Source organism: Sphingobium sp. (assembly GCA_023266575.1).
Lineage (GTDB): Bacteria > Pseudomonadota > Alphaproteobacteria > Sphingomonadales > Sphingomonadaceae > Sphingobium.
In genome coordinates, this window is sequence record JAHFPV010000001.1 from 134,671 (window position 1) to 157,555 (window position 22,885).

Annotated in this window: 26 protein-coding genes and 1 pseudogene; 12 read left to right on the plus strand and 15 right to left on the minus strand. The window is 63.4% G+C overall.

The features are described from left to right. Positions 1–11 precede the first annotated feature (11 nt). The 3 genes from Q0D44_RS00655 to Q0D44_RS00665 form a co-directional block, all read right to left on the minus strand. Positions 12–1,070: an enoyl-CoA hydratase/isomerase family protein gene (locus Q0D44_RS00655; protein ID WP_294130873.1), complete on the minus strand. Its 1,059-nt coding sequence runs from the start codon at positions 1,068–1,070 to the stop codon at positions 12–14. Positions 1,071–1,245: 175 nt separating this feature from the next. Continuing rightward, positions 1,246–2,388, minus strand: a complete 1,143-nt coding sequence (locus Q0D44_RS00660) for an acyl-CoA dehydrogenase family protein (protein WP_294130876.1) — start codon at positions 2,386–2,388, stop codon at positions 1,246–1,248. 7 nt (positions 2,389–2,395) lie between these two features. Beyond that, on the minus strand, positions 2,396–2,623 hold the full coding sequence (locus Q0D44_RS00665; RefSeq protein ID WP_294131827.1) for a hypothetical protein: 228 nt from the start codon (positions 2,621–2,623) through the stop codon (positions 2,396–2,398). On the opposite strand from Q0D44_RS00665, the pseudogene Q0D44_RS00670 reads away from it, so the two are divergent. After that, a pseudogene (locus Q0D44_RS00670) lies at positions 2,516–2,769 on the plus strand (GIY-YIG nuclease family protein). The gene Q0D44_RS00665 and the pseudogene Q0D44_RS00670 overlap by 108 nt on opposite strands. 84 nt (positions 2,770–2,853) lie before the next feature. Here Q0D44_RS00670 and Q0D44_RS00675 read toward each other — a convergent pair. Then, positions 2,854–4,350, minus strand: a complete 1,497-nt coding sequence (locus tag Q0D44_RS00675; protein WP_294130879.1) for a CoA-acylating methylmalonate-semialdehyde dehydrogenase — start codon at positions 4,348–4,350, stop codon at positions 2,854–2,856. A 108-nt stretch (positions 4,351–4,458) separates the two neighbouring features. On the opposite strand from Q0D44_RS00675, the gene Q0D44_RS00680 reads away from it, so the two are divergent. From Q0D44_RS00680 to Q0D44_RS00695, 4 genes are all read left to right on the plus strand, one after another. After that, positions 4,459–5,361 carry a LysR family transcriptional regulator gene (locus Q0D44_RS00680; protein ID WP_294131790.1) on the plus strand — a complete coding sequence of 301 codons (903 nt, stop codon included), beginning with the start codon at positions 4,459–4,461 and terminating at the stop codon, positions 5,359–5,361. A gap of 38 nt (positions 5,362–5,399) precedes the next feature. Further along, positions 5,400–6,029: a methyltransferase domain-containing protein gene (locus tag Q0D44_RS00685; RefSeq protein WP_294130882.1), complete on the plus strand. Its 630-nt coding sequence runs from the start codon at positions 5,400–5,402 to the stop codon at positions 6,027–6,029. 73 nt (positions 6,030–6,102) lie between these two features. Then, the gene (locus Q0D44_RS00690; protein WP_294130884.1) at positions 6,103–7,035 is read left to right on the plus strand and encodes an ABC transporter ATP-binding protein; all 933 of its coding nucleotides are present in this window, start codon (positions 6,103–6,105) and stop codon (positions 7,033–7,035) included. After that, positions 7,032–7,802, plus strand: a complete 771-nt coding sequence (locus Q0D44_RS00695; protein ID WP_294130886.1) for an ABC transporter permease — start codon at positions 7,032–7,034, stop codon at positions 7,800–7,802. The genes Q0D44_RS00690 and Q0D44_RS00695 overlap by 4 nt, the downstream gene beginning before the upstream one ends. Positions 7,803–7,949: 147 nt before the next feature. Here Q0D44_RS00695 and Q0D44_RS00700 read toward each other — a convergent pair whose 3' ends face one another. The 6 genes from Q0D44_RS00700 to Q0D44_RS00725 all read right to left on the minus strand — a co-directional run bounded on the left by Q0D44_RS00700 (position 7,950) and on the right by Q0D44_RS00725 (position 11,935). Next, entirely contained in the window at positions 7,950–8,270 is a 321-nt protein-coding gene (locus Q0D44_RS00700) for a hypothetical protein (RefSeq protein WP_294130888.1), read from the minus strand. Positions 8,271–8,349: 79 nt separating this feature from the next. Beyond that, positions 8,350–9,714, minus strand: coding sequence for an MATE family efflux transporter (locus Q0D44_RS00705; protein WP_294130892.1), 1,365 nt, complete (start codon positions 9,712–9,714; stop codon positions 8,350–8,352). A 10-nt stretch (positions 9,715–9,724) separates the two neighbouring features. Next, on the minus strand, positions 9,725–10,657 hold the full coding sequence (locus tag Q0D44_RS00710) for a DUF808 domain-containing protein (RefSeq protein WP_294130895.1): 933 nt from the start codon (positions 10,655–10,657) through the stop codon (positions 9,725–9,727). 330 nt (positions 10,658–10,987) lie between these two features. Further along, positions 10,988–11,221 (minus strand): hypothetical protein, encoded by a 234-nt coding sequence (locus tag Q0D44_RS00715; protein ID WP_294130898.1) that lies wholly within the window; start codon positions 11,219–11,221, stop codon positions 10,988–10,990. After that, positions 11,218–11,547: a hypothetical protein gene (locus tag Q0D44_RS00720; RefSeq protein ID WP_294130901.1), complete on the minus strand. Its 330-nt coding sequence runs from the start codon at positions 11,545–11,547 to the stop codon at positions 11,218–11,220. Before Q0D44_RS00720 ends, Q0D44_RS00715 begins: the two co-directional genes overlap by 4 nt. 55 nt (positions 11,548–11,602) lie before the next feature. Further along, entirely contained in the window at positions 11,603–11,935 is a 333-nt protein-coding gene (locus tag Q0D44_RS00725) for a metalloregulator ArsR/SmtB family transcription factor (RefSeq protein WP_294130904.1), read from the minus strand. A 284-nt stretch (positions 11,936–12,219) separates the two neighbouring features. On the opposite strand from Q0D44_RS00725, the gene Q0D44_RS00730 reads away from it, so the two are divergent. Then, positions 12,220–13,350, plus strand: coding sequence for a site-specific DNA-methyltransferase (locus Q0D44_RS00730; protein ID WP_294130909.1), 1,131 nt, complete (start codon positions 12,220–12,222; stop codon positions 13,348–13,350). Between the two features lie 95 nt (positions 13,351–13,445). Continuing rightward, the gene (gene folP, locus Q0D44_RS00735; RefSeq protein WP_294130911.1) at positions 13,446–14,573 is read left to right on the plus strand and encodes a dihydropteroate synthase; all 1,128 of its coding nucleotides are present in this window, start codon (positions 13,446–13,448) and stop codon (positions 14,571–14,573) included. Between the two features lie 18 nt (positions 14,574–14,591). On the opposite strand, the gene Q0D44_RS00740 is transcribed toward folP, so the two are convergent. After that, a complete protein-coding gene (locus Q0D44_RS00740; RefSeq protein ID WP_294130913.1) occupies positions 14,592–15,224 on the minus strand; it encodes a hypothetical protein in 633 nt (210 codons plus the stop codon). Positions 15,225–15,283: 59 nt separating this feature from the next. Further along, positions 15,284–16,732 (minus strand): sigma-54 dependent transcriptional regulator, encoded by a 1,449-nt coding sequence (locus tag Q0D44_RS00745; RefSeq protein WP_294130915.1) that lies wholly within the window; start codon positions 16,730–16,732, stop codon positions 15,284–15,286. Between the two features lie 153 nt (positions 16,733–16,885). Here Q0D44_RS00745 and Q0D44_RS00750 point away from each other — a divergent pair, with 153 nt between their 5' ends. The 5 genes from Q0D44_RS00750 (at position 16,886) to Q0D44_RS00770 (ending at position 20,809) form a co-directional block, all read left to right on the plus strand. Further along, positions 16,886–17,011 carry an aa3-type cytochrome c oxidase subunit IV gene (locus tag Q0D44_RS00750; RefSeq protein WP_119744163.1) on the plus strand — a complete coding sequence of 42 codons (126 nt, stop codon included), beginning with the start codon at positions 16,886–16,888 and terminating at the stop codon, positions 17,009–17,011. A gap of 36 nt (positions 17,012–17,047) precedes the next feature. Next, positions 17,048–18,169: an NAD(P) transhydrogenase subunit alpha gene (locus tag Q0D44_RS00755; RefSeq protein ID WP_294130931.1), complete on the plus strand. Its 1,122-nt coding sequence runs from the start codon at positions 17,048–17,050 to the stop codon at positions 18,167–18,169. Between the two features lie 76 nt (positions 18,170–18,245). Beyond that, positions 18,246–18,530, plus strand: coding sequence for a proton-translocating transhydrogenase family protein (locus tag Q0D44_RS00760; protein WP_006950157.1), 285 nt, complete (start codon positions 18,246–18,248; stop codon positions 18,528–18,530). Beyond that, positions 18,530–19,951, plus strand: a complete 1,422-nt coding sequence (locus Q0D44_RS00765) for an NAD(P)(+) transhydrogenase (Re/Si-specific) subunit beta (RefSeq protein WP_294130932.1) — start codon at positions 18,530–18,532, stop codon at positions 19,949–19,951. The genes Q0D44_RS00760 and Q0D44_RS00765 overlap by 1 nt, the downstream gene beginning before the upstream one ends. Before the next feature lie 168 nt (positions 19,952–20,119). Continuing rightward, positions 20,120–20,809 (plus strand): amino acid racemase, encoded by a 690-nt coding sequence (locus tag Q0D44_RS00770; RefSeq protein WP_294130933.1) that lies wholly within the window; start codon positions 20,120–20,122, stop codon positions 20,807–20,809. An 11-nt stretch (positions 20,810–20,820) separates the two neighbouring features. On the opposite strand, the gene Q0D44_RS00775 is transcribed toward Q0D44_RS00770, so the two are convergent. The 3 genes from Q0D44_RS00775 to Q0D44_RS00785 all read right to left on the minus strand — a co-directional run bounded on the left by Q0D44_RS00775 (position 20,821) and on the right by Q0D44_RS00785 (position 22,872). Then, positions 20,821–21,198 (minus strand): hypothetical protein, encoded by a 378-nt coding sequence (locus Q0D44_RS00775; protein ID WP_294130934.1) that lies wholly within the window; start codon positions 21,196–21,198, stop codon positions 20,821–20,823. A 136-nt stretch (positions 21,199–21,334) separates the two neighbouring features. Further along, positions 21,335–21,751: a DUF2147 domain-containing protein gene (locus Q0D44_RS00780; protein ID WP_217672756.1), complete on the minus strand. Its 417-nt coding sequence runs from the start codon at positions 21,749–21,751 to the stop codon at positions 21,335–21,337. 131 nt (positions 21,752–21,882) lie between these two features. After that, on the minus strand, positions 21,883–22,872 hold the full coding sequence (locus Q0D44_RS00785; RefSeq protein WP_294130935.1) for a type II secretion system F family protein: 990 nt from the start codon (positions 22,870–22,872) through the stop codon (positions 21,883–21,885). Positions 22,873–22,885 lie beyond the last annotated feature (13 nt).

Below are 22,885 nucleotides of genomic sequence, written 5' to 3' on the forward strand. Positions count from 1 at the left end.
TGTAGGACATATCAGGTCGCGACAGCGGGCAGCGGAGTCCATTGCTGGTCAGCGGGCAACGGCACGAAAATCGCGTCGATCATCGCGTCGCTCACTTGCTCCAGCGTCGCCGGGTTCCATTGCGGCTTGTTATCCTTGTCGAAGATCAGGGCGCGCACGCCCTCGACAAAATCGGGGCGGCGGATGATGGCGCAGGCCAGGCCATATTCCATCGCCATGTTGGACGCGAAATCGGGCTGGGCCGCGCCCTCGATCAACTGGCGCAGCGCGACCTTGATCGTCTGGGGCGATTTGGTGGCGAGGGTGCCGCGTTGCTTCGCGGCCCATTCGCCACCGTCGGCGTCGAGCGCGGCGACAATCTCCTCCGCCTTGTTCGAGGCGAAGAGGCGGTCGATGTCGGGGCGGGCGGCCTCCAGCTTTGAGGGCGGCGGGGTTTGCGTGGCTGCGTCGAGGATCGCGCCAAGGCTGGCGGGGTCGGCCAGGATGCGCGCCTTGACGTCCTCCAGCGTATCGGACGGCATATAGTGGGTGGCGATGCCGATGGCGGCGCAATCCGCCCCGTCGATCCGCGCGCCGGTGGCGGCGAGCCATGCGCCGACCCGGCCGGGCAGGCGGGGGAGATACCAGCCGCCGCCGACATCGGGAAAAAGGCCGATGCCGGTTTCGGGCATGGCAAAGGTCGTCCGCTCGGTCGCGACGCGGTAGCGGGCGGGGAGGGAAATGCCCACGCCCCCGCCCATGACGATGCCGTCGATGAAGGCGACGATCGGCTTGTCATAGACGAACAGCAGATGGTTCATCCGATATTCGAGATGGAAGAAGCGCTCCGCCTCGACGCAGTCCGTCTTGGCGCTGTTGGCGATGAGGGCGATGTCCCCGCCTGCGCAGAAGCCGCGGCCTTCGGTGTGGTCGATCATGACGGCGGTTACGCCATCGTTCGTCCGCCATGCCAGCAATGCGCTGTTGATCGCGTCGCACATGTCGGGCGTCAGCGCGTGGATCGCCTTGGGCCGGTTCAGGCGGATGCGGCCGATGCTGTTTTCAATGAAGGTCAGGACTTGGTCGGTCATGTCTCTCTCCTGCCTCTCCCCGGCGGGGAGAGGATACGAAGCCTTGGCGCGGCACGCGCCTAGGCGAAGTTTGAGAGGGGGTGCGCCGCGCTGGCCCTGTCCCCCTCTCCCAGCTACGGCTAGGCAGCACGCCGCCAAGCCTTCGCAACCCTCTCCCCCAACGAGGAGAGGGGGGTTAATCCCGCAACATATCCCGCGCGATGATCATGCGCATGACCTGGTTGGTGCCTTCCAGGATGGAATGGACGCGCAGGTCGCGCCAGAAGCGTTCGATGGGATAGTCCATCAGATAGCCATAGCCGCCATGAAGTTGCAGGGCGCGGTCCACGACGGACGATCCGGTGTCGGTGGCGAAGCGCTTGGCCATGGCGGCAAAGCGGGTCTTGTCCGGGGCGTTATCGCTTACCTTGACGGCGGCGGCGTAGAGCAGGGTGCGGGCGGCCTCCAGCTCGGTCTGCATGTCGGCCAGGGTGAATTGGGTGTTCTGGAAGTCGGCAATGGATTGGCCGAACTGCTTGCGATCCTTGGTATATTGGACCGCTTCGTCGATGCAGCGTTGTGCGCCGCCCAGCGAACAGGCGCCGATATTGAGGCGGCCACCGTCGAGGCCGGCCATGGCGATGGCGAAGCCCTGTCCTTCGCTGCCCACAAGGTTGGCGACGGGGACGCGGACGCCATCGAAATTGACCTGCGCCGTGGGCTGGCTGTGCCAGCCGAGCTTGCGTTCCTGCGCGCCGAAGCTGACGCCGGGCATATCCTTGTCGATGACGAGGCAGCTAATGCCCTTCGGCCCGTCCTGCCCGGTGCGGACCATGGCGACATAGACTTCATTCTCGCCGCCACCGGAGATGAATTGCTTGGAGCCGGTGACGACATAATGGTCGCCGTCGCGCACCGCCTTGGTCTTGAGGCTGGCGGCGTCGGAGCCTGCGCCCGCCTCGGTCAGGCAATAGCTGGCGATGCGAGTCATGGGGATGAGGTCGGGGAGATAGGCGTCCTTGACCGCTTGCCCGCCGAACGTGTCGATCATCCAGGCTGCCATATTGTGGATCGAGATGAAGGCGCTGGTCGAGGGGCAGCCATAGGCCATGGCTTCCATGATCAGCGCGGACTCGAGGCGACCAAGGCCGATGCCGCCGGAGCTTTCAGAGACATAGATGCCGCCAAAGCCCAGTTCTGCCGCTGCGCGGATCGTGTCGCGGGGAAAGATATGCTTTTCGTCCCACTCCGCCGCATGGGGCGTGATCGCGTCGGCGGTGAAGCGGCGGGCGAGTTCCTGGATTTCGCGCTGGTCGTCGGTCAGGTCGAACTGGGTCATATTTTCCTCATCCCCAACTGGCGTCATGCCGGACTTTATCCGGCATCCATTTGGCGCTTCCTATGCAATCATGTCGAACCAGCCATGCGTCTATATTCTTGCCAGTGGTCGTCATGGCACATTGTATATCGGTGTAACGGGTCATTTGGTCGAGCGGGTCCACCAACATCGCACCGGCGTAGTCGAAGGTTTCACCAGCCGCCATGGGGTCCGTCGCCTGGTCTGGTTCGAGCATCAGCCGGACTTTCCTACTGCCATTGCGCTCGAGAAAAAGCTCAAGAGTGGCGACGCGACTGGAAAGTTGCGCTCATTGAGAAAGACAATCCCTTCTGGGAAGATCGGGCTATCATGCTCGGTTTTTCGCCACTGGAACGAAGCTAGGGTGAATGGATGCCGGATCAAGTCCGGCATGACGGCAAACGGAGGAGAGGGGAGCCGATCGTGCGATCCTCTCCCCCCATCCCCTCACCCCATCGTCGGGATGACGAAGGCGCTGTCGGCGGAGGCGCCGCCGTCGGGCCAGCGTTGGGTGACGGTCTTGACCTTGGTCCAGAATTTCACGCCTTCCATGCCGTGCTGGTTGGTGTCGCCAAAGGCTGAGCGTTTCCAGCCGCCGAAAGTGTGATAGGCGACCGGGACCGGGATCGGCACGTTGATGCCGACCATGCCGACGTCGACGCGGGCGGCGAATTCGCGGGCGGCGTGGCCGTTGCGGGTGAAGAGGGCGACGCCGTTGCCATATTGATGCTTGCTGGGCAGCGAGACGGCTTCCTCGAAACTGTCGGCGCGGACCATTTGCAGCACGGGGCCGAAAATCTCTTCCTTGTAGGCGCTCATGTCCGTGGTGACATGATCGAACAGGGTCGGGCCGACGAAGAAGCCTTCCTCATGACCCTGCAATGTGAAGCCGCGACCATCGACCACCAGTTCCGCGCCTTCATCGACGCCGGTCTGGATCCAGTTTTCGATCTTCTGCTTGTGCGCGGCGGTGACGACCGGGCCATAATGGGCTTCGGCATCGGTGGAGACGCCGACGCGCAGCGCCTCGATCGCCGGGATCAGCTTTTCGCGCAGCGCGATCGCGGTCTTTTCGCCGACGGGGACGACGACCGGGAGCGCCATGCAGCGTTCGCCAGCCGAGCCGAAGGCCGCGCCGGAGAGGTCGTTGACGACCTGATCAAGATCGGCGTCGGGCATGACGATGCCGTGATTCTTCGCGCCGCCCATTGCCTGGACGCGCTTGCCGGCGACAACGCCGCGATTATAGACATAGTGCGCGATGTCGGAGGAGCCGACGAAGCTGACGCCCTTGATATCCGGGTGGTCGAGAATGGCGTCGACCATTTCCTTGTCGCCCTGAACGACCTGCAAAATGCCTTCGGGCAGGCCTGCTTCCAGGAAAAGTTCAGCCAGACGGACGGGGACCGAGGGATCGCGTTCGGAGGGCTTGAGGATGAAGGCGTTACCGGTCGCGATGGCGACGCCCGACATCCAGAGCGGGATCATGGCGGGAAAATTGAACGGCGTGATGCCCGCGCCGATGCCGATCGGCTGGCGGAAGCTATAGACGTCGATGCCCGGACCCGCGCCCTGGGTGAACTCGCCCTTCAGCACATGGGGGATGCCGCAGCAAAATTCGATGACTTCCAGACCGCGCTGAATGTCGCCCTTGGAATCCGCGATCACCTTGCCATGTTCGGAGCTGAGCAGATGGGCCAACTCGTTCATGTTCGCTTCGACCAGCGATTTGAAGTTGAACATGACGCGGGCGCGGCGTTGCGGGTTGACGGCGGCCCAGCCGGGCTGCGCCTTCTTGGCGGCGGCGACGGCCAGGTCGAGCAGGGCGGCGTCGCCCAGTGCCACGCGGGCCTGAACACCGCCATTATTGGGATCGAACACGTCGCTGTAGCGCGTGGGGTGCGCGTCGTGGACGAAGGCGAGCTTGTGCGAAATCTCACGCATGGGGAGGCATCCTCTCGGTTGATTGCCGCCTTCTAGGCTGCTTGCGTTATTGCAAGCAATGGCGAAGTCTTGCATAGGCAGGCTGCAAATTTGCAGGCAGTGGCGGCGATGTTCGACTGGGACGATCTGAGGGTATTTCTGGCGGTGGCGCGGGCGCGCAAGGTGGCTCCGGCGGCGCGGGCGCTGGGGATCGACGCGACCACCATTGCCCGGCGGCTGGCGCGGCTGGAAAAGGCGCTGGACGCCGAGCTGTTCGAGTTGAGCGCGGGGGAGCGGACGCTGACGGCGCGGGGGCAGGAATTGCTGGGCCATGCCGAAGCGGCGGAAAGCGCTGCGCTGGCGGCGATCGAGGATGCGCAGGGGCACGAACATCGGCTGGCCGGGCAGGTGCGGCTGTCAGTGGCGGAGGGGTTTGGCACCTGGGTGCTGGCGCCGGGCATGGGCGATTTCAACCGGCGGCATCCGGGCATAAGGCTGGACCTGATCACGGCGTCGGGCTTCCTCAACCCGTCCAAGCGAGAAGCCGACATGGCGGTGATGCTGGCGCGGCCGCAGCGCGGGCGGTTGATGGTGCGGCGGCTGGGGGATTATCGGCTGCATCTTTATGCGTCGCCGGAGTATCTGGCGCGGGCGGGGCGCCCGGAGCGGGCGGCGCAGCTCAAGGATCATACGTTGATCGGCTATGTGCCGGAATTCATCTTCTCGCCCGAACTGGATTATCTGGACGAAGTGGAGGCGGGGCTGGAGGCGACTTTGCGGTCGACCAGTATCATCATGCAGCAGCGGATGATCGCGGAGGGCGCGGGAATTGGCGTTTTGCCGGACTTTATCGGGCGGCGCGACGCGGCTCTGGTGCCGCTGATGCCCGATCAGGTGGAGATCATCCGCAGCTTCTGGCTGGTCATGCATGGCGACCTGCGCAAGCTGGCGCGGATCGCGGCGGTGGCGCAATGGCTGCAAGAACGCATTGAAACGCTAAAGCCAATCGACGGCACGCCTCCGGCTCGTTAAGGGAGTCTGGATGGATAGAGAGCGGTCGCATTTCGCCTATGCAGCATAAGCCCAAGCGGAGCCGGGCAATCGCTTTGCCACGCGGGGAATTTCGCGCCCGTGCCACCGAATATCTCGATTTTCTGGCGGCCTGGGTGCAGAAGCCCCGCCAGACCGCGTCGGTCGTGCCGAGCAGCCGCTATCTGGCGCGGCTGATGGTGGCGCAGATCGACCCGGCCGATGGCCGGGTGCTGGAACTGGGCGGGGGGACCGGCGTGTTTACCCGCGCGATATTGGGCACCGGTCTGCCGCCCGAAAAGCTGGAAGTGGTGGAGATTAATCCCGCCTTTGCGCGCGGGTTGCGGCGGCATTTTCCCCATGTGTCGGTGCTGGAAACGCCCGCGCAGATCGTGTCGACGGCGGCGGCTGGCGAACCGGGCAGTTATCAGACGGTGGTGAGCGGCCTGCCGCTGCTGGCGATGGACCGGCATGTGCATCACGACATATTGTCCGAATCCTTCCGCATGTTGCAGCCGGGCGGCAGCTTCGTGCAATTCACTTATTCGATGCGCCCGCCGGTGAGTCGTGAGGTGATCGACGCACTCGACCTGGATGTCGTTCGAGTTGGACAGACGGTGCGTAATTTTCCGCCGGCAACGGTGTTCCGTTTCACACGGCGGGGCGAATAGGGCGCGGCGCATAGGTTGCGTTTGGCAATCTGCCTCCTATCTTTGCCGCAACGCAAAAGGGGCAGAGCCATCCATGGCATCCATCATAGACATTCAGGGTCTCACCAAACGCTATGCGTCGGGGTTCGAGGCGCTCAAGGGCGTTGACCTGAGCATCGAGGAAGGCGAGATTTTCGCGCTGCTGGGGCCGAATGGCGCTGGCAAGACGACGATGATCTCCATCATCTGCGGCATAGCGCGGGCGACGGGCGGCAGCGTGAAGGTGGCCGGGCATGATATCGTCCGCGACTATCGCGGTGCGCGCGACGCGATCGGGCTGGTGCCGCAGGAATTGTCCACCGACCAGTTTGAGCGGGTGATCGATACGGTGACGTTCAGCCGGGGGCTGTTCGGGAAGCCGCGCAATCCCGCGCATATCGAGAAGGTGCTGCGCGACCTGTCGCTATGGGACAAGCGCCATGCCAAGATATTGGAGCTTTCGGGCGGGATGAAGCGCCGGGTGATGATCGCCAAGGCGCTGAGCCATGAGCCGCGCATATTGTTTCTGGACGAGCCGACCGCGGGTGTGGACGTGGAGTTGCGCCGCGACATGTGGAAGCTGATCGGCGCGCTGCGCGAAACCGGCGTCACCATCATCCTGACCACCCATTATATCGAGGAGGCCGAGGAAATGGCCGACCGGGTAGGGGTGATCAACCGGGGCGAGTTGATGCTGGTCGAGGACAAGACCGCGCTGATGAAGAAGCTGGGCAAGAAAACGCTGACCGTGGTGCTGGCCGAACGGCTGGCGGCGGTGCCGATGGAACTGGCGGAATGGAATGTGACGCTGAAAGGCGATGGCCAGGAGATTGAATATATTTTCGATACCCAGGCGGAGCGGACCGGCGTGTCGTCGCTGCTGCGGCGGCTGGGCGACCTTGGCATCGGCTACAAGGATCTGAACACGGCGCAGAGCAGCCTGGAGGATATTTTCGTGAGCCTGGTCCATCAGGAGAAGGCGGCATGAGTCTGGTCAACCTGCGCGCGATCGCGTCTATCTACAAATTTGAGCTGCATCGCTTCCGCCGCACCCTGCTGACCGGTCTTTTGGTGCCGGTGATCACGACGACGCTCTATTTCGTGGTGTTCGGCGGGGCGATCGGATCGCGGATGACGGAGGTGGATGGCATTCCTTACGCCGCCTTCATCGTGCCGGGCCTGATCATGATGGCGATGTTCACCGAAAGCATCTTCAACGCCAGTTTCGGCATTTATATGCCCAAATTCACCGGCACCATCTATGAATTGCTGTCCGCGCCCGTTTCCGCGACCGAGACGATCATCGCCTATGTGGGCGCGGCGGCGACCAAGTCGCTGATCATCGGCACGATCATATTCGTGACCGCGCATCTGTTCGTCGATGTGCCGGTGGCGCACCCGTTCGCGATGGCGGGGTTCATGATCCTGATCGCGATCAGCTTCTGCCTGTTCGGCTTCATTTTAGGGATTTGGGCGCAGAGTTTCGAGCAGTTGCAGGTGATCCCGATGCTGCTGATCATGCCGATGACGTTTCTGGGCGGCGCCTTCTATTCGGTGCAGATGCTGGGGGAACCGTGGCGCACGATCACCCTGTTCAACCCGATCGTCTATCTGATTTCCGGTTTCCGCTGGACCTTCTTCGGCAAGGGCGATGTGGCTATTGAGTTCAGCCTGATCTTCGTCGCGGGGATGCTGGCGGTGTGCCTGGGGATCATCGGCTGGATGTTCAGGACGGGGTATCGGTTGAAGAAGTGAGGCTTTGCAACGACCCCGTCCGTTCGGGCTGAGCGAAGTTGAAGCCTTGTCCTGAGCGGAGCGAAGCAGCTTCGCCTGCGGCTCAGCAGAGCCCTTCGACTTCGCTCAGGGCGAACGGGTAATATGTGATGGGCAATCGCCGACCAATCAGGCGGCGGCGCTCTCCGGCGCGACGGCGAACAGGGTGACGTTCCGATATTTGTCGTCATTCTGGTCGTAGAGGCCATGCATCGCCTCGAACGGCTGGTCCAATACCTTAAGGTCGGACAGGCCCACCAGCTTGAAGGTGCCGAGTTTAAGCTCGCGCGGGGGCTTGCCGTCGCGGTCCACGGTCACGGCGTCGATGAACAACTCATCGTGGCGCGTGTAGAGGATGTGCGGGGCCAGGGTGACGACCATCTTGTTATAGGTCACCATCAGGCACTTCTGGAGCGCGATCGCTTCAAAAATCTCGGTCGGGGCTTGCATAGTGATCAACATCTGACCGATTTGGGCGATTCGATCAATTGCTTTGTGCGCTGCACCATTTCCGGGCGGCGCAATCGTATCACCCGCGTATCAGTCCCAATCGTTCGCGCATCGACCAGCGGGTGACCAGCAGCACGGCGACCGATCCCAGGCCTGCGGCCAAGCCCAGCCAGATACCCAGCCCCGCCATCCGCAGCGGAAAGGCCAGGATCGTGCCGACGCCAATGCCCACGACCCAATAGCCGATCATCGCGAAGATCATCGGCACCCTTGTGTCCTGCACCCCGCGCAGCACGCCTGCACCGACGGCCTGCGCGGCATCGACCAGCTGGAATAATGCCGCGACGGCGAGGAAGCTGACAGCGAGCTGGACAGTGCGCGCATTGGCGGGATTGTTGAGGTCCAAAAAGGCGGAAACTAGCGTGCGCGGCAGAAGGATGAGGGCGAGAGCGGCGCAGCAGGCAAAGCCTGTGCCGATCATCAGCGCCAGCCAGCCCGCGCGACCCACGCCCGCGCGGTCATGGCGGCCATAGGCAAGGCCCACGCGGATCGTCGCGGCCTGGCCGATGCCCATCGGGACCATGAACACCAAAGCGGCGATCTGGATCGCCACAGCATGGGCAGCGAGCGAATCGCGGTCGATGAGGCCCATCAGCAGCGCCGAGGCATTGAACACGGTGGTTTCAAAGCCCAAAGTGATGGCGATGGGCAGGCCCAGCGCCCAGACCTGCCGATGGCGTTCGCGATCGCGTGTCCAGAAGCGGCCCACCAGCGCGTAGCGGCGGAAGCGGCGGTCGATCCGGATGACGGTGAGCAGCCCGAAGAAGAGGAAGCAGGAGGAGGCGGTGCTGGCCAGCCCCGCGCCGAACAGGCCGAGCGGAGGGAAGCCCAGATGGCCAAAGATGAGCGCCCAGCCCGCCAGGACATTGAACGGGATGGCGGCGAGCATGATGAGCAGGCCCCAGACCGGGCGTTCCAGTGCGGCGATGAAGGTGCGCAGCGTCGTGAAGCCAAGGAAAGGGAGCAAAGCCCATTGCAGGCCGCGCATCAGCCGGCCCGCGCCATGGGCGAGATCCGCGTCCTGCCCCATGGCGAGCAGGATCGCCTCGCTCTGCCACAGGATTGCCCAAGCGGGGATGACGAACAGCGTGGCGGCGCGCAGCGTCTGGTGAACGGTGCGGCGGACGTCGCGCACCGAATGGCGGCGACGGCCCCGTTCGCTGGCGATCAACGGCGATGCGGCGGTGACCAGCCCCATGCCGAACAAGAGCAGCGCATGGAACAGGTTGATGCCGAGCGCGCCCGCCGCGACCGATTCCGCGCCGAGACGGCCAAGCAGCAGCAGATCGGTCGCGGCGATCGCCGACCAGGCGATATTGCCCGCGATCATCGGCAGCGCAAGGGCGACAAGGGCGGTGGCTTCAATGCGCCAGGGCGAGGACATGGGCTTGGCTTTATTGCTTTCGGGGAATGAGATGCAGGGCGGCGACGATGATGCCGCCGACGACCAGACCGACGATCGCGCCGCCGATGGCGTTGACGGTCCAGTCAATGAGCGGGCCGATAGCGGGCAGGGCGCTGGCAGCACCCTGCGCGGCGTGGTGGATCGTGCCGGGGATCGCGTCCCAGTGAAATTCGTGCAGGCCATGGACGATCAGGCCGCCGCCGACCCACAGCATCGCGGCTGTGCCGACGACCGCCAAAATGCTCATGATGACGGGCATCGCCTTCACCATGCCGCGCCCGATGACGCGGGTAATTGCTGAGGTGCCTTTGGCCAGATGCAGGCCGATATCGTCCATCTTCACGATGAAACCGACGACGCCATAGACGCCCGCGGTGATCAGGAAGGCGACGACCACCAGAATGATCGCCTGTTCCCAGATCGGTTCGGCTGCGACCGTGCCGAGCGAAATCGCCATGATCTCGCCCGAAAGGATGAAGTCGGTGCGGATCGCGCTCGATACTTTCTGGTTTTCCAGATCGGCCGAGCTGTGCGTTTCCAGCGCCTCCTGCGCGACATCATGGCCGCCCTGGATTGCCTCCAGCAGTTTTTCCGCCGCTTCGTAACAGAGGAACGCGCCGCCCAGCATCAGCAGCGGGGGCAGCAGCCAAGGGGCCATCGCGCTGATGAGCAGCGCGGCGGGCAGCAGGAACAGCAGCTTGTTGCGCAGCGATCCCTTGGCGATCTTCCAGATGATCGGCAACTCGCGGTCCGGGGTCAGGCCCATGACATAGCGCGGGGTGACGGCGGCATCGTCGATCACCACGCCCGCCGCCTTCGTTCCCGCCTTGCCGGCGGCGGCGGCAACATCGTCCAGCGAAGTCGCGGTCAGTTTAACAATGCCCGCCACATCATCGAGCAGCGCGATCAGACCCGAAGGCATAAAGTGAGATTCCCCAGTTTAAGGCAGGCCATCGGCCGCTCGTCTTGCCGCCTCAATAGGGGGCGGGCAGGGCGGGGGCAAGGAAGGGTGTGTATTCCAGAGCGCGATGACTTCAGCTTGTATCATATCCGTTCGTGTTGAGTAGAGACTGAGCTTGTCGAAGGCTCGTATCGAAGCATCATGCACAGCGCTTGATCCTTCGATACGCCATTTGACCTGCGGTCGTCTCCGACTCCGACTTCGCTCAATGGCTACTCAGGACGAACGGATAAGGGTAAACTGAACGAGTCTAAAGTCCCCCCAGCTTTAAGGGGAGGATTTGGCCCCCGGTCAATAATTGCCCGGCGGGTCGCTGGCGGGGAAGGATTCGTCGGATTGTTCGTCGACCCTGTCCCAATCTTTTGCCGCCACCCCCTCCTGCGGGCCGGCGTCGCGGACGATGCCGGACGAGCCGACCGGCCCGCGATCGTCAAGGGGCTGGGCGGTGCCCATCCAGTCGCGCCATCCCTTGACCGCGAACGCGCCGAGGCCGGTGACGATGGCGAGTTTGATCAACCCCTTCATGGCGATGTCTCCTGTGGCGTTTGCAGATGGACCCAGTCGGCGCGGTTGGTGCCGACGGCGTCGGGGGACAGGCGGATTTCGCCTTCCTCATCCGCCCCGGCGGGCGGCTGATCGTCGGCGGCAGGGGGCGTCACCGTCCAGCGTTCGCGCAGCGCGGCGTCGATCATCGCTTCCCACGCGGCTGCGTCCCCTGCCGCCAGCATGGCGCTGTCGGGTTGCTTGAGGATCGCCAGGATGCTGGCAGCGTCCTCGACACGGGCGGGCCAGTCGTCGGGGGTGGCGGCGAGATGTCGGGCGAGGCGTTCGATGAGGGGGCGGTGTTCCATCACGGGCAAACGCGCCTTACCAACCTGCGTTCCGCGCCATCATGACGGTGTCGCATCATTCGCCGATCCCCTCCAGCGCCGTGAAGCGTTGCGACCAGAGCGCGCCATAGACCGCCATCCACTGCACCACCGGGGCCAGCCCCTTGGCCCGCGCGCTGTACCAGGTTTCGCGGCCGGTGCGGCGGGCGGTCACGAGCGCGGCGCGTTTGAGCTTGGCCATGTGGCGCGACACCATGGGCTGCGATACGCCAGAAATGGCGGTCAGCGCGTGGACGCTCTGTTCGCCCTCGCGCACCAGATATTCGAGCAGGGCGCGGCGGGTGCCGTCCGACAGCGCCTTGAACTGGGCGTCGATCGTGGCGGGGGCGTTAGGGCTGTTGGTCATCATAGCGGCATAACCATATGGTTATGATATGGTCAAGCCGAGGGGTAATTTCAGCCGCCAGCGCCGCGTTAACCAAAAAAAGTCTGGCGGGCGATGGGCTGAGTCTTTTGCGCCACACTGGCCGATATTGAGTCCCGCTTGGGCCTCACGACTCAACATATAGTGGCTACCCCCTTCGTTCCGCCCCATGTTAACCATTTTAAGAAAGGTTAACGCTAAGCTGCTGATCTTGACGGGAGTCTGCCAAGGACTCATCGCTGGGCCTTAGATCGAACGGGGGTTGCATTATGGGTGTCATGGAACGGGTCGCGCCGCGGCGGAAGAAGGCGGTTGCACTCGCGCCAGTCACGATCGAGGCGGATCGCCTGCTACGCGGCGACTGCATCGCCGAGATGGCCAAGCTGCCCGATGGCTGCATCGATATGATTTTTGCCGATCCACCCTATAATCTGCAACTGGGCGGCGACCTGTTCCGGCCCGAAGGCGGGCGCGTCGATGCGGTCGATAATGACTGGGACAAGTTTGACACGCTGGGCGCCTATGACCGCTTCACCAAGGCGTGGCTGGCGCAGGCACGTCGCATTTTGAAGCCCAACGGCACCATCTGGGTGATCGGCAGCTATCATAATATCTTCCGCGTCGGCACCGCGTTGCAGGATGAGGGCTTCTGGATCCTCAACGACATCATTTGGCGTAAGGCCAACCCGATGCCCAATTTCAAGGGCACGCGCTTTACCAATGCGCATGAGACGCTGATCTGGGCCAGCCAGGGCGAGGACGCCAAATATACGTTCAATTACAAAGCGATGAAAACGCTGAACGATGAATTGCAGATGCGGTCTGACTGGGTCCTGCCGATCTGCGGCGGGCAGGAGCGGCTGAAGCGCAACGGGACGAAGGCGCATCCGACGCAGAAGCCGGAATCGCTGCTCTACCGCGTGATGCTGTCCTGCACCAAGCCGGGCGACGTGGTGCTCGATCCCTTTTTCGGCACCGGCACCACGGGCGCAGTCGCCAAGCGGCTGGGGCGCAAATGGATCGGCATCGAGCGTGAGGACGCCTATATCGAGGTGGCGCTGGAGCGGATCGAGGCGGCATTGCCGCTCGATGAATCCTCGCTCACCATCATGCAGACCGCGCGGCAACAGCCCAAGGTGGCGTTCGGCACGCTGGTCGAGACCGGCTATATCGCGCCGGGCACGAAGCTGAGCGACGTCAAGCGCCGCTGGAGCGCGGAGGTGCGGGCAGACGGATCGCTGGCGGTGGGAAGTGACACTGGATCGATCCACAAGATGGGCGCGACCTTGCAGGGCGCGCCTAGCTGCAACGGTTGGACCTTCTGGCATGTGGAGATTGAGGGCAAGTTGCAGCCGATCGACACGCTGCGGCAGACCTATTTGCTGGCGAACGAGCCTTAAAACTCCCCATCCGTTCGCCCTGAGCCTGTCGAAGGGTCGTACTTTTCTTCCAAGAAGAACAGGGCTTCGACAAGCTCAGCCCGAACGGAGATTTTATGGTCGCTCTCCCCACCATCCCCGCCCACGCCCGGCTGCATCTGCGCCCGGTCTGGTTCGTGCCGTCGCCCTTCGGCCTGCCCGATGGCGCGGCGGCGCGGATGGGGAATGGGTTGTTGTGGTTTCAGGGTTATGAATTGACCGCGCTGCGCGGGAGCGACCGGGTGGCGCGGGTGACAGTCCCGGTGGCGGAATTTGAGGCGGCGGTGGCGGGCCTGCCCGAACCGCTGGCGCCGCGGGCGCGGATGCTGGCTGCCAACATCTCGGCGCAGCGCGCGCCGTTGGTGCTGGGGGAGCGGACGATCCGCTTCGACGGGCCGCAGGTCATGGCGATATTGAACATCACGCCCGACAGCTTTTCCGATGGCGGCAAGCATGTCGGCGATCCGCAGGCGGCGGCGGATGCAGGTTTTGCGATGGCGGCGGCGGGGGCGGCGCTGGTCGATGTGGGGGGCGAATCCACCCGGCCGCGCGCGGAGAAATTATGGGAGGGCGACGAGATCGCCCGTGTCGTGCCGGTGATCGAGCGGCTTGCGGCGGCTGGCGTGCCGGTGTCGATCGACACGCGCAAGGCGGCGGTGATGGAAGCGGCGCTGGGCGCGGGGGCGAAAATCGTCAATGATGTGAGCGCTTTGCAGCATGACCCGCGCGCGATGGAGGTCGTCGCGGCGGCGGGTTGTCCCGTCATCCTGATGCACGCGCCGTCGGCGGGCGATGACCCACACGACAATCCGGGCGGCTATGGCGATGTGGTCGCCGATGTTTTCGACCATCTGGAGGCGCGGGTCGCGGCCTGCCTTGCCGCCGGTATCGCGCGTGAGAAGATCATGGTCGATCCGGGGCTGGGTTTCGGCAAGGGGCTGGCCGACAATCTGGCGCTGGTGAACGGCCTTGCGACCTTTCAGGGGCTGGGCGTGCCTTTGCTGTTTGCGGGCAGTCGCAAGCGGCTGATCGGCGCGCTGTCGAACGAAGCGCCCGCGTCGGACCGGCTGGGCGGATCGATCGCGCTGGCTTTCCGTGCGGCGGAGCAGGGCGCGCAGATGGTGCGGGTACATGATGTGCGCGAAAGCGTGCAGGCGCTGCACCTGTGGCGCGGGCTGGCCGATGCGGGGTTGAGCGCGGTTTAAGTCAACGGAGGCGGGGTTTTAAGGCGCGACTGGCTTCGCTGCCGCGCTGTTACCCGCTTCCGCCGGAGCCGCCGCCTCGCCCTTGGGCGCGAAGATGCGCAGGCTGGCGAGGGTTTTTTCGACGATGGGCTGATATTGTTCGCTCAGCATTTCGGGATAGACGAAGGTGGCGGTCACGATCGATCCGTCGGGCTGTTTGAGCAGGCGGACCGCGACATTATTGCCTTCGCCGTCATTGGCGGTGCCGCGATATTCATTGTCGCCGATATAATCGCCATCGACCCCTTCGGCCCCGCTGCTGACCGCTTCGACGATCTGCTGGAGCGTTTCGTCATTGTCATTCTTTTGCCAGAATACGCGCACGTCCGCGCCCGCGCCCTTATCTTCATAGATGGCGCCATCGGCTGTGCTGCCTTGCGCATTTTTCATCCAGCCTTCGGGGAAGCTGACGGAAAAACCCCGTTCCAGATTGACGTAATTGCGGGGTTCCGCGTCCTCGGCGGCCTGTTGCGTGGCCAGCGCGCTGGCAGCTGCAGCATTGGCAGCGGCGGCCAGTTCCTCCTGGCTTGGCATGTCGGCCACCGGTTCGGTGCGACCGCAGGCGGCAAGGAGCAGGACGGGCAGGCAGGCGATGAGCGCGACGTTTTTCATACGCCGATCCAAAGCATAGCCGGGGGGAGAATACAACGGTCGAGCGACGGAGGACCGTTTCACGCCGCGCTGTCGATGCCCAGTTCGGCCAGTTTGCGGTAGAGGGTGGATCGGCCGATGCCCAGGCGGCGGGCGACTTCGGTCATGCGGCCGCGATAATGGCCGATGGCGAGGCGGATGACATCGGCTTCGATCTCGGCAAGCTGGCGGACATGACCGTCGCCCTCAAATAAAGTAATGCCTGCGCCATCACGGTGCGGCTGGCTGGCGGCGCGCGGGCGGATGGTCAGGCGGTCGATCGGGTCGCCCGCGCGGATCTGCGCCGCGATCTGCGGGAAATCCTGCGGCGTCAGCGCGTCGCCATCGCACAGCACGGCGGCGCGGAAGAGGGCGTTTTGCAGCTGGCGGACATTGCCCGGCCAGCCATGCTGCATCAGCAGCGCCAGCGCATCATCGGTAAGGCCCAGGCCGCGCAAGCCCGGCTGGGTCGCGATGCGCGCGAGCAAATGGCGGCAGAGCGCGGGGATATCGCCCATCCGTTCGCGCAGGGGCGGAATGGTCAGCTGGACGACATTGAGGCGGTAATAGAGATCCTCGCGGAAGCGACCGGCCTCTATTTCCTCGATCAGGCGCTTGTTGGTGGCGGCGATGACGCGGACATCGACATGGATCGGGCGGCGCGCGCCGATCGGCTGCATTTCGCCATCCTGCAATACGCGCAGCAGCTTGACCTGCGCATCGAGAGGCATTTCGCTGACTTCGTCGAGGAAGAGGGTGCCGGTGTCGGCGCTGGCGAATTTGCCGACATGGCGGTCGAACGCGCCGGTGAAGGCGCCGCGTTCATGGCCGAACAGTTCGGATTCGACCAGATTGGCGGGGATCGCGCCGCAATTGACCGTGACCATCGCCTGCTTGTGGCGGGGGGAGGCGGCATGGATGGCGCGGGCGATGACATCCTTGCCGACGCCGCTTTCGCCCTCGATCAGCACCGGCACGCGGGCGCGGGCGGCCTTGGCCGCGATGGCGAGGGCGGCGCGGAATTGCGGGGCGGAGCCTACGACATCCTCGAAGGACAAGGGCGCAGTGATCTTCTCGGTGAGCGGGCGCAGTTCGCCATGGGCGGCACCCTCGCTGATCGTCGCATTGAGCGCGGCGAGCAGCCGTTCGGGCGCAATTGGCTTGGACAGATAATCGGTCGCGCCTGCGCGCATCGCCTCTACGGCAACCGCGACATTATTATGAGCGGTGAGAATCAGGATGGGCAGGGCAGGGCGACGTTCGCGAATCTCGCGGATCAGGCCAGCGGGCTCGTAATCGGGACTCCACTGGTCCAGGATGATCGCATCAAGCTGCATCCCGTCCTGCGTGCCAAGCGTCGCAATGGCGGTTTCGCCGTCGCCCGCAAAGATCGTCCGCCACCCGGCGCGCGCCGCCAGCGCCGAAACCAGCCGCCTTTGCGCCGGTTCGTCGTCGATCAGCATCAGCATCGGTATGCCGTCGCGCGCCATTTATACCCCTCAATAGCTACAGGCGACCTATGGTAAGGACGGGGGGTAAAGGCGGGCTTAACCGCGAAAGATTTTCTTGTGGCGCTACGGGTTGAGGGGGGGGGCGCGACAGGATAAGAGGTTCGCCGCAACCGCCACAGAAGGGGACCGGACATGGCGTCAGACGGAAATATCAAAAGTGCGACCGAAACCTATGCCGGTTTCATCGGCGTGATGAAGTGGGGCACGATCGCGTCGATCGCGGTGGCCGCCCTCGTGGTGCTGCTGATCTCCGGCTAAATCCGGGACGCGCAAACAGGAGGGGATGCCAAAATAATGAAGATTGCAGTTTTGAAGGAGCAAGCCGCGGGTGAAGCCCGTGTTGCCGCTACGCCGGAGACGGTGAAGAAATTTATCGGCCTGGGCGCGCAGGTCGCGGTCGAGGCCGGCGCCGGACTGACCGCGTCGGTCGCTGATGCCGATTATGCCGCAGCCGGGGCCAGTGTGGCCGATCGCGCCGCGACGGTTGCAGGCGCGGACATCGTTCTGGGCGTGCAGGGGCCGGATGTCGCCAGCATAGCGGGGGCCAATCCAGGCGCGTGGATCGTGGCGGGCCTCAATCCGTTCGGGGAACGGGCGCGGGTGGATGCCTATGCGGCGGCGGGCTATGAAGCGCTGGCGATGGAATTCATGCCGCGCATCACCCGCGCGCAGTCGATGGATATCCTCTCGTCCCAGTCGAACCTGTCGGGCTATAAGGCGGTGCTGGATGCCGCCAGCGAATATGGCAAGGCCTTCCCGATGATGATGACGGCAGCGGGTACGGTCTCTGCCGCCCGCGCGTTCATCATGGGGGTGGGCGTCGCGGGCCTGCAAGCGATCGCCACGGCGCGTCGCCTGGGCGCGCAGGTCAGCGCGACCGACGTGCGGGCAGCCACCAAGGAGCAGATCGAATCGCTGGGTGCCAAGGCAATCTTCGTCGAGAAGGTCGCGGGCATCGAGGGTGAAGGCTCTGGCGGCTATGCAACGGAAATGTCGGACGAATATAAGGCGGCGCAGGCCGAACTCATATCGTCGCACATCGCCAAGCAGGACATCGTCATCACCACCGCGCTCATTCCGGGCCGCCCCGCGCCGCGCCTGATCACCGACGCGCAGATCGCGTCGATGAAGCCGGGCAGCGTGATCGTCGATCTGGCGGTCGAGCAGGGCGGCAATGTCGAGGGCGCAGTGGCGGGCGAAGTGGTCGTGCGCCACGGCGTCAAGATTGTCGGCCATCGCAACGTGCCATCGCGGCTGGCCACTGACACATCGGCCTTGTTCTCGCGCAACCTGTTCAATTTCCTGTCCGCCTTCTGGGACAAGGAAAAGGGCGCACCGGTGCTGGACGAGGAAATCGGCAACGCCATCCGCCTGACGCAGGGCGGCAAGGTCGTGAACGAGCGGCTGCTCGGTTAGGGGAATCGCCTGTTCGCGCGGCGCGCGTTCAGGCCAACGTCCCGCAGCCAAATCGGGACGAACGGGGAGTAGGATGATGGACTTTATTTCCATCCTGTCGGTTTTCGTGCTGGCATGTTTTGTCGGCTATTATGTGGTGTGGTCGGTTACGCCGGCGCTCCACACGCCGTTGATGGCGGTTACCAACGCCATTTCGTCGGTCATCATCGTGGGCGCGCTGGTCGCGTCGGCGGAAGCGGGGAGCGCTGCGGCCAAATATCTGGGCCTGCTGGCGGTCGTCTTTGCATCGGTCAACATTTTCGGCGGCTTTGCGGTCACGGAACGGATGCTGGCGATGTACAAGAAGAAGGAGCGCAAGTGATGCATGAGATCGCACAGATCCCATGGGGCGTGAGCCTGGCCTATCTGGCCGCTGGCGTCCTGTTCATCCTGGCGCTGCGCGGGCTTTCCAGCCCGGCGACCAGCCGTCGCGGCAACCGCATGGGCATGATCGGCATGGCGATCGCCGTGGGGACCACGCTCTATACCCATGATGTGGTGAGCCTGCCCGAAATCATCGGTGCGATCGTCATCGGCGGCGGCATCGGCTTCATCATCGCGCGGCGGATCGCGATGACGGACATGCCGCAGCTGGTGGCGGCGTTCCACAGCCTTGTCGGCATGGCCGCAGTGCTGGTGGGCGCGGCAGCCTATCTCAATCCAGGCGCGTTCGGGATTCTCGATGCCGCTACCGGCGAGATTCACAATGCAAGCCGCATCGAAATGGGGCTGGGCGTGGCGATCGGCGCGATCACCTTCTCCGGCTCGATCATCGCCTTCCTGAAACTCAACGGCAATATGTCGGGCAAGCCGATCATGCTACCGGGGCGTCACCTCATCAACCTGGGTACGCTGGCCGCGATCCTGGGGCTGATCGGTTATTTCGTGACCGATCAAAGCCCATGGGTATTCTGGACCGTGACAGCGCTCAGCTTCATCATCGGTTTCCTGCTGATCATCCCGATCGGCGGGGCAGACATGCCGGTCGTGGTGTCGATGCTCAACAGCTATTCGGGCTGGGCTGCCGCGGCGATGGGCTTTACGCTGGGCAACAGCGCGATGATCATCACCGGCGCGCTGGTGGGGTCGTCGGGTGCGATCCTGTCCTACATCATGTGCAAGGCGATGAACCGCAGCTTCATCAGCGTGATCGCGGGCGGCTTTGGTGCCGATGCGGGACCGGCTGGGGCTGGCGGGCCGGTGATCGACCGCGCCTACAAGCGCGGATCGGCCGAGGACGCCGCCTTCCTGATGAAGCAGGCCGACAGCGTCATCATCGTGCCGGGTTATGGCATGGCGGTGAGCCAGGCGCAGCACGCGCTGCGTGAAATGGGCGACCTACTCAAGAAGGAAGGGGTGAAGGTCAAATATGCGATCCACCCCGTCGCAGGTCGTATGCCGGGCCATATGAACGTGCTGCTGGCCGAAGCGAATGTGTCCTATGACGAAGTGTTCGAGCTGGAGGATATCAACAGCGAGTTCAGCCAGGCCGACGTCGCTTTCGTCATCGGCGCGAACGACGTGACCAACCCGGCGGCCAAGACCGACAAATCGTCGCCCATTTACGGGATGCCGATTCTGGACGTGGCCAACGCCAAGTCGGTGCTGTTCGTCAAGCGCTCCATGGGCGGGGCCGGCTATGCCGGTGTCGACAATGAGGTGTTCTATATGGACAACACCATGATGCTGCTCGCCGACGCCAAGAAGATGGTCGAGGAAATCGTCAAGGGGCTGGCGCACTAAGCGCTTGCCCCTTGACGGCCAAATCCCCTAGGCCGTTCGTGCTGAGTAGCCATTGAGCGAAGTCGAAATGGCGTATCGAAGGATTATGCGCTGTGCATGATGCTTCGATACGAGCCTTCGACAAGCTCAGTCTCTACTCAGCACGAACGGATGGGGTGATTTCACATTATGCACAAACTTGGTCTGATCGGCGGTCTCAGCTGGACGTCCACTGCCCGCTATTATGAGATCATCAACCAGGCGGTGCATCGGGCCCGCGGCGGGCAGCATAGCGCGCCGCTACTGATCGAGAGCCTGGACTTTGCGACCGTTGCAGCCTGTACTACCGACGAGGAGTGGGACAGCGCGGCAGGCGTGCTGATCGAGGCCGCGCGGCGGCTGGAGACGGCGGGCGCGGGGGCGCTGCTGATCTGCGCCAATTCGATGCACCGCGTCTATGACCGGGTGCAGGGCGCGGTGAACGTCCCCATCCTCCATATCGCCGAGCGGGTCGGCAAGAAGATGCAGGCCGACGGCGTGGAGAAAGCCGCATTGATCGGCACGCGCAACGTCATGACCGAGAAATTCTATCGCCAGCGATTGGTGGCGCATGGCGTGTCGCTGCTGCCCGCCGACATGGAACTGGCCGAGCGGATCGACCGCATCGTCTATGACGAGTTGACCGTGGGCAAGATCAGCCGCGAATCCGAACGCTATATGAAGTCGGAAATGACCGACATCGCCAAGCAGGATGTGCAGGCGGTGGTGCTGGCCTGCACCGAACTGGAACTGATCGTCGATGTGAAGGCCAATGTGCTGCCGATTTACGACTGCACGTCGATCCATGCGAAGGCCGGGGTCGATTTCATCCTGGAGTAGGTGAATGCAATTCAGGCGGGCATTCTGCCATCCTCGAACAGCCAGGTCATGGCTTCGTCAGGATCGGTAAAGATCTGAACATGGGGTTGGGGCAGGGCGCGCTTGGCTTGCAGCTTGTTCAGCATCGATCCGACGACAATCGCATAATGCCCTTTGTTTTCGGCCATGATCATATCGAAAAATGCGCCGAAGGCTTCACTGATTGCAGCAGATTGCACCGGAAAGTGGCGGCAGTCTGCCAGGACGCGATAGTTCTGGTTGGTCCTGCGGATGGTCGTGTGCAGTTTTGTAAATTCAGATTCGAAGGCACGGAAATCCGCAAGAGACCAATAATCCTCTTGCACCAGACGCATCAGATTCCTGTCAGGATCATAGGAAAAATCAAACATCGTCCCCTCACATTTCACATCTTTTCGCTTATGTCCTCCATGTAACATCAGTGTGTGAACAGCTGTATCAAACCGGGCGAAAATACGCCCGATCTGTCGATTTGTTCGCGTTGCGACAGATCGGCCACAACAGACCTTAACGCACCGCCGTCCATGTCTGGGTCTTGCAGAAGAAGGCGATGCAGCCCTGGACTTTCAGGGTGCCATTGGGGTTACGGCTGATTTTCGACGTGTAGCTCTTGCCGCTTTCAGGGTCATAGATCGTTCCCTTCCAGATACTCCCCGCATCGGAAAATCCGGTCAGCAGGGGCAGGCCCAGCAACGGGCGGGAACGCAGGGCGGGGTCCGCATTTTCCACGTCGGTATTCGGGCGGCCCGGCGTGGGCTTGAGGATCTTTTCGATTTTACCGCACAGGCTTTTGCCGCAGGGGGCAATCTGAACGATCGCCTTGGCATCGACCGTGGCCCAACGACCAGTGACCGGTTGTGCGGCATGAGCGGGCAGGGCGATGGCCGTGGTCAGGGCGGCGAGGGTAAGGCTTGCAGCTTTCATGCGATCCGTTTCTCCGTGTCTTTTGCGCAAGGATAAGCCGCAAATGACGACGCCCGCCACCGCCTTTTTGGGCGGAAGCGGGCGTATTGGGTCAGAACGCTACGGCAGCGAGCCGTGGCGCGCTCAAATTTTCAGAAGGCCGTGCTGATCGAGCAGGCCGCTGGACCCAGGATGACGACGAATAGCGTCGGCAGGATGAAGAGAATCAGCGGCACGGTCATGATCGCGGGCAGGCGGGCAGCCTTTTCTTCGGCGCGCATCATGCGTTCGTGGCGGAATTCAGCCGACAGCACGCGCAGCGCCGAGGCAAGCGGGGTGCCGTATTTTTCGGTCTGGATCATGGTGGTGACCACGCCCTTGACCGCGTCCAGCTTGACGCGGGTGGCGAGATTTTCAAAAGCCATGCGCCGTTCGGTCAGGAAGCTGAGTTCGATCGCGGTCAGCTGAAATTCGTCGCCCAGTTCGGGATAGGCCTTGCCCAGTTCGCGCGCGACCCGGTTGAAGGCAGCGTCGACAGTAAGGCCCGCTTCGGCGCAGATGACCAGCAGGTCGAGCGCGTCGGGCAACCCCTTGCGGATCGCGGCGGAGCGCTTCTGCACCTTGTTGTCGATGAAGATGTCAGGCGCTTTATAGGACAGCAGCAGCGCGACCGCGAAAGCGAAGAAGCGCTTGACCGGACCCCATTCGGGCTCAATGCCAACGCCATAGAGCAGCAACGCCGCGCCGCCACCAATGACGATCGGCATGATCATGCGGCCAAAAATGACGGCGACGGCCATGTCCTTGGACCGGATACCGGCCTGCGCCAGGCGGATCTGTGCGTCCTTGAGTTGATCGTCCTGCAGGACTTTCAGGCTCGACAGGAAAGACCGCATATGATCGGTCGTCTGGTTGCGCTGGACCAGCTTGGCGCGGCGCTTGGCGGTCGAGGCGGTGATGCCCGCCTTCAACTGTTCGCGCCGGTCGTTCAGCGCCTTGACTCGCTTTGCCATCGGATCGCGCACGGTCATGATCGCATAGAGAGCGAACAGCATGGAGAGCGTCGCAAGGGCCGCGAGTAGCGTGCCGAAATCGGTGGCGGTCATGCCGAAAAGCGTGCCGGCAGGGGTAGGGGCGTCCATGTCTCTTATCCCC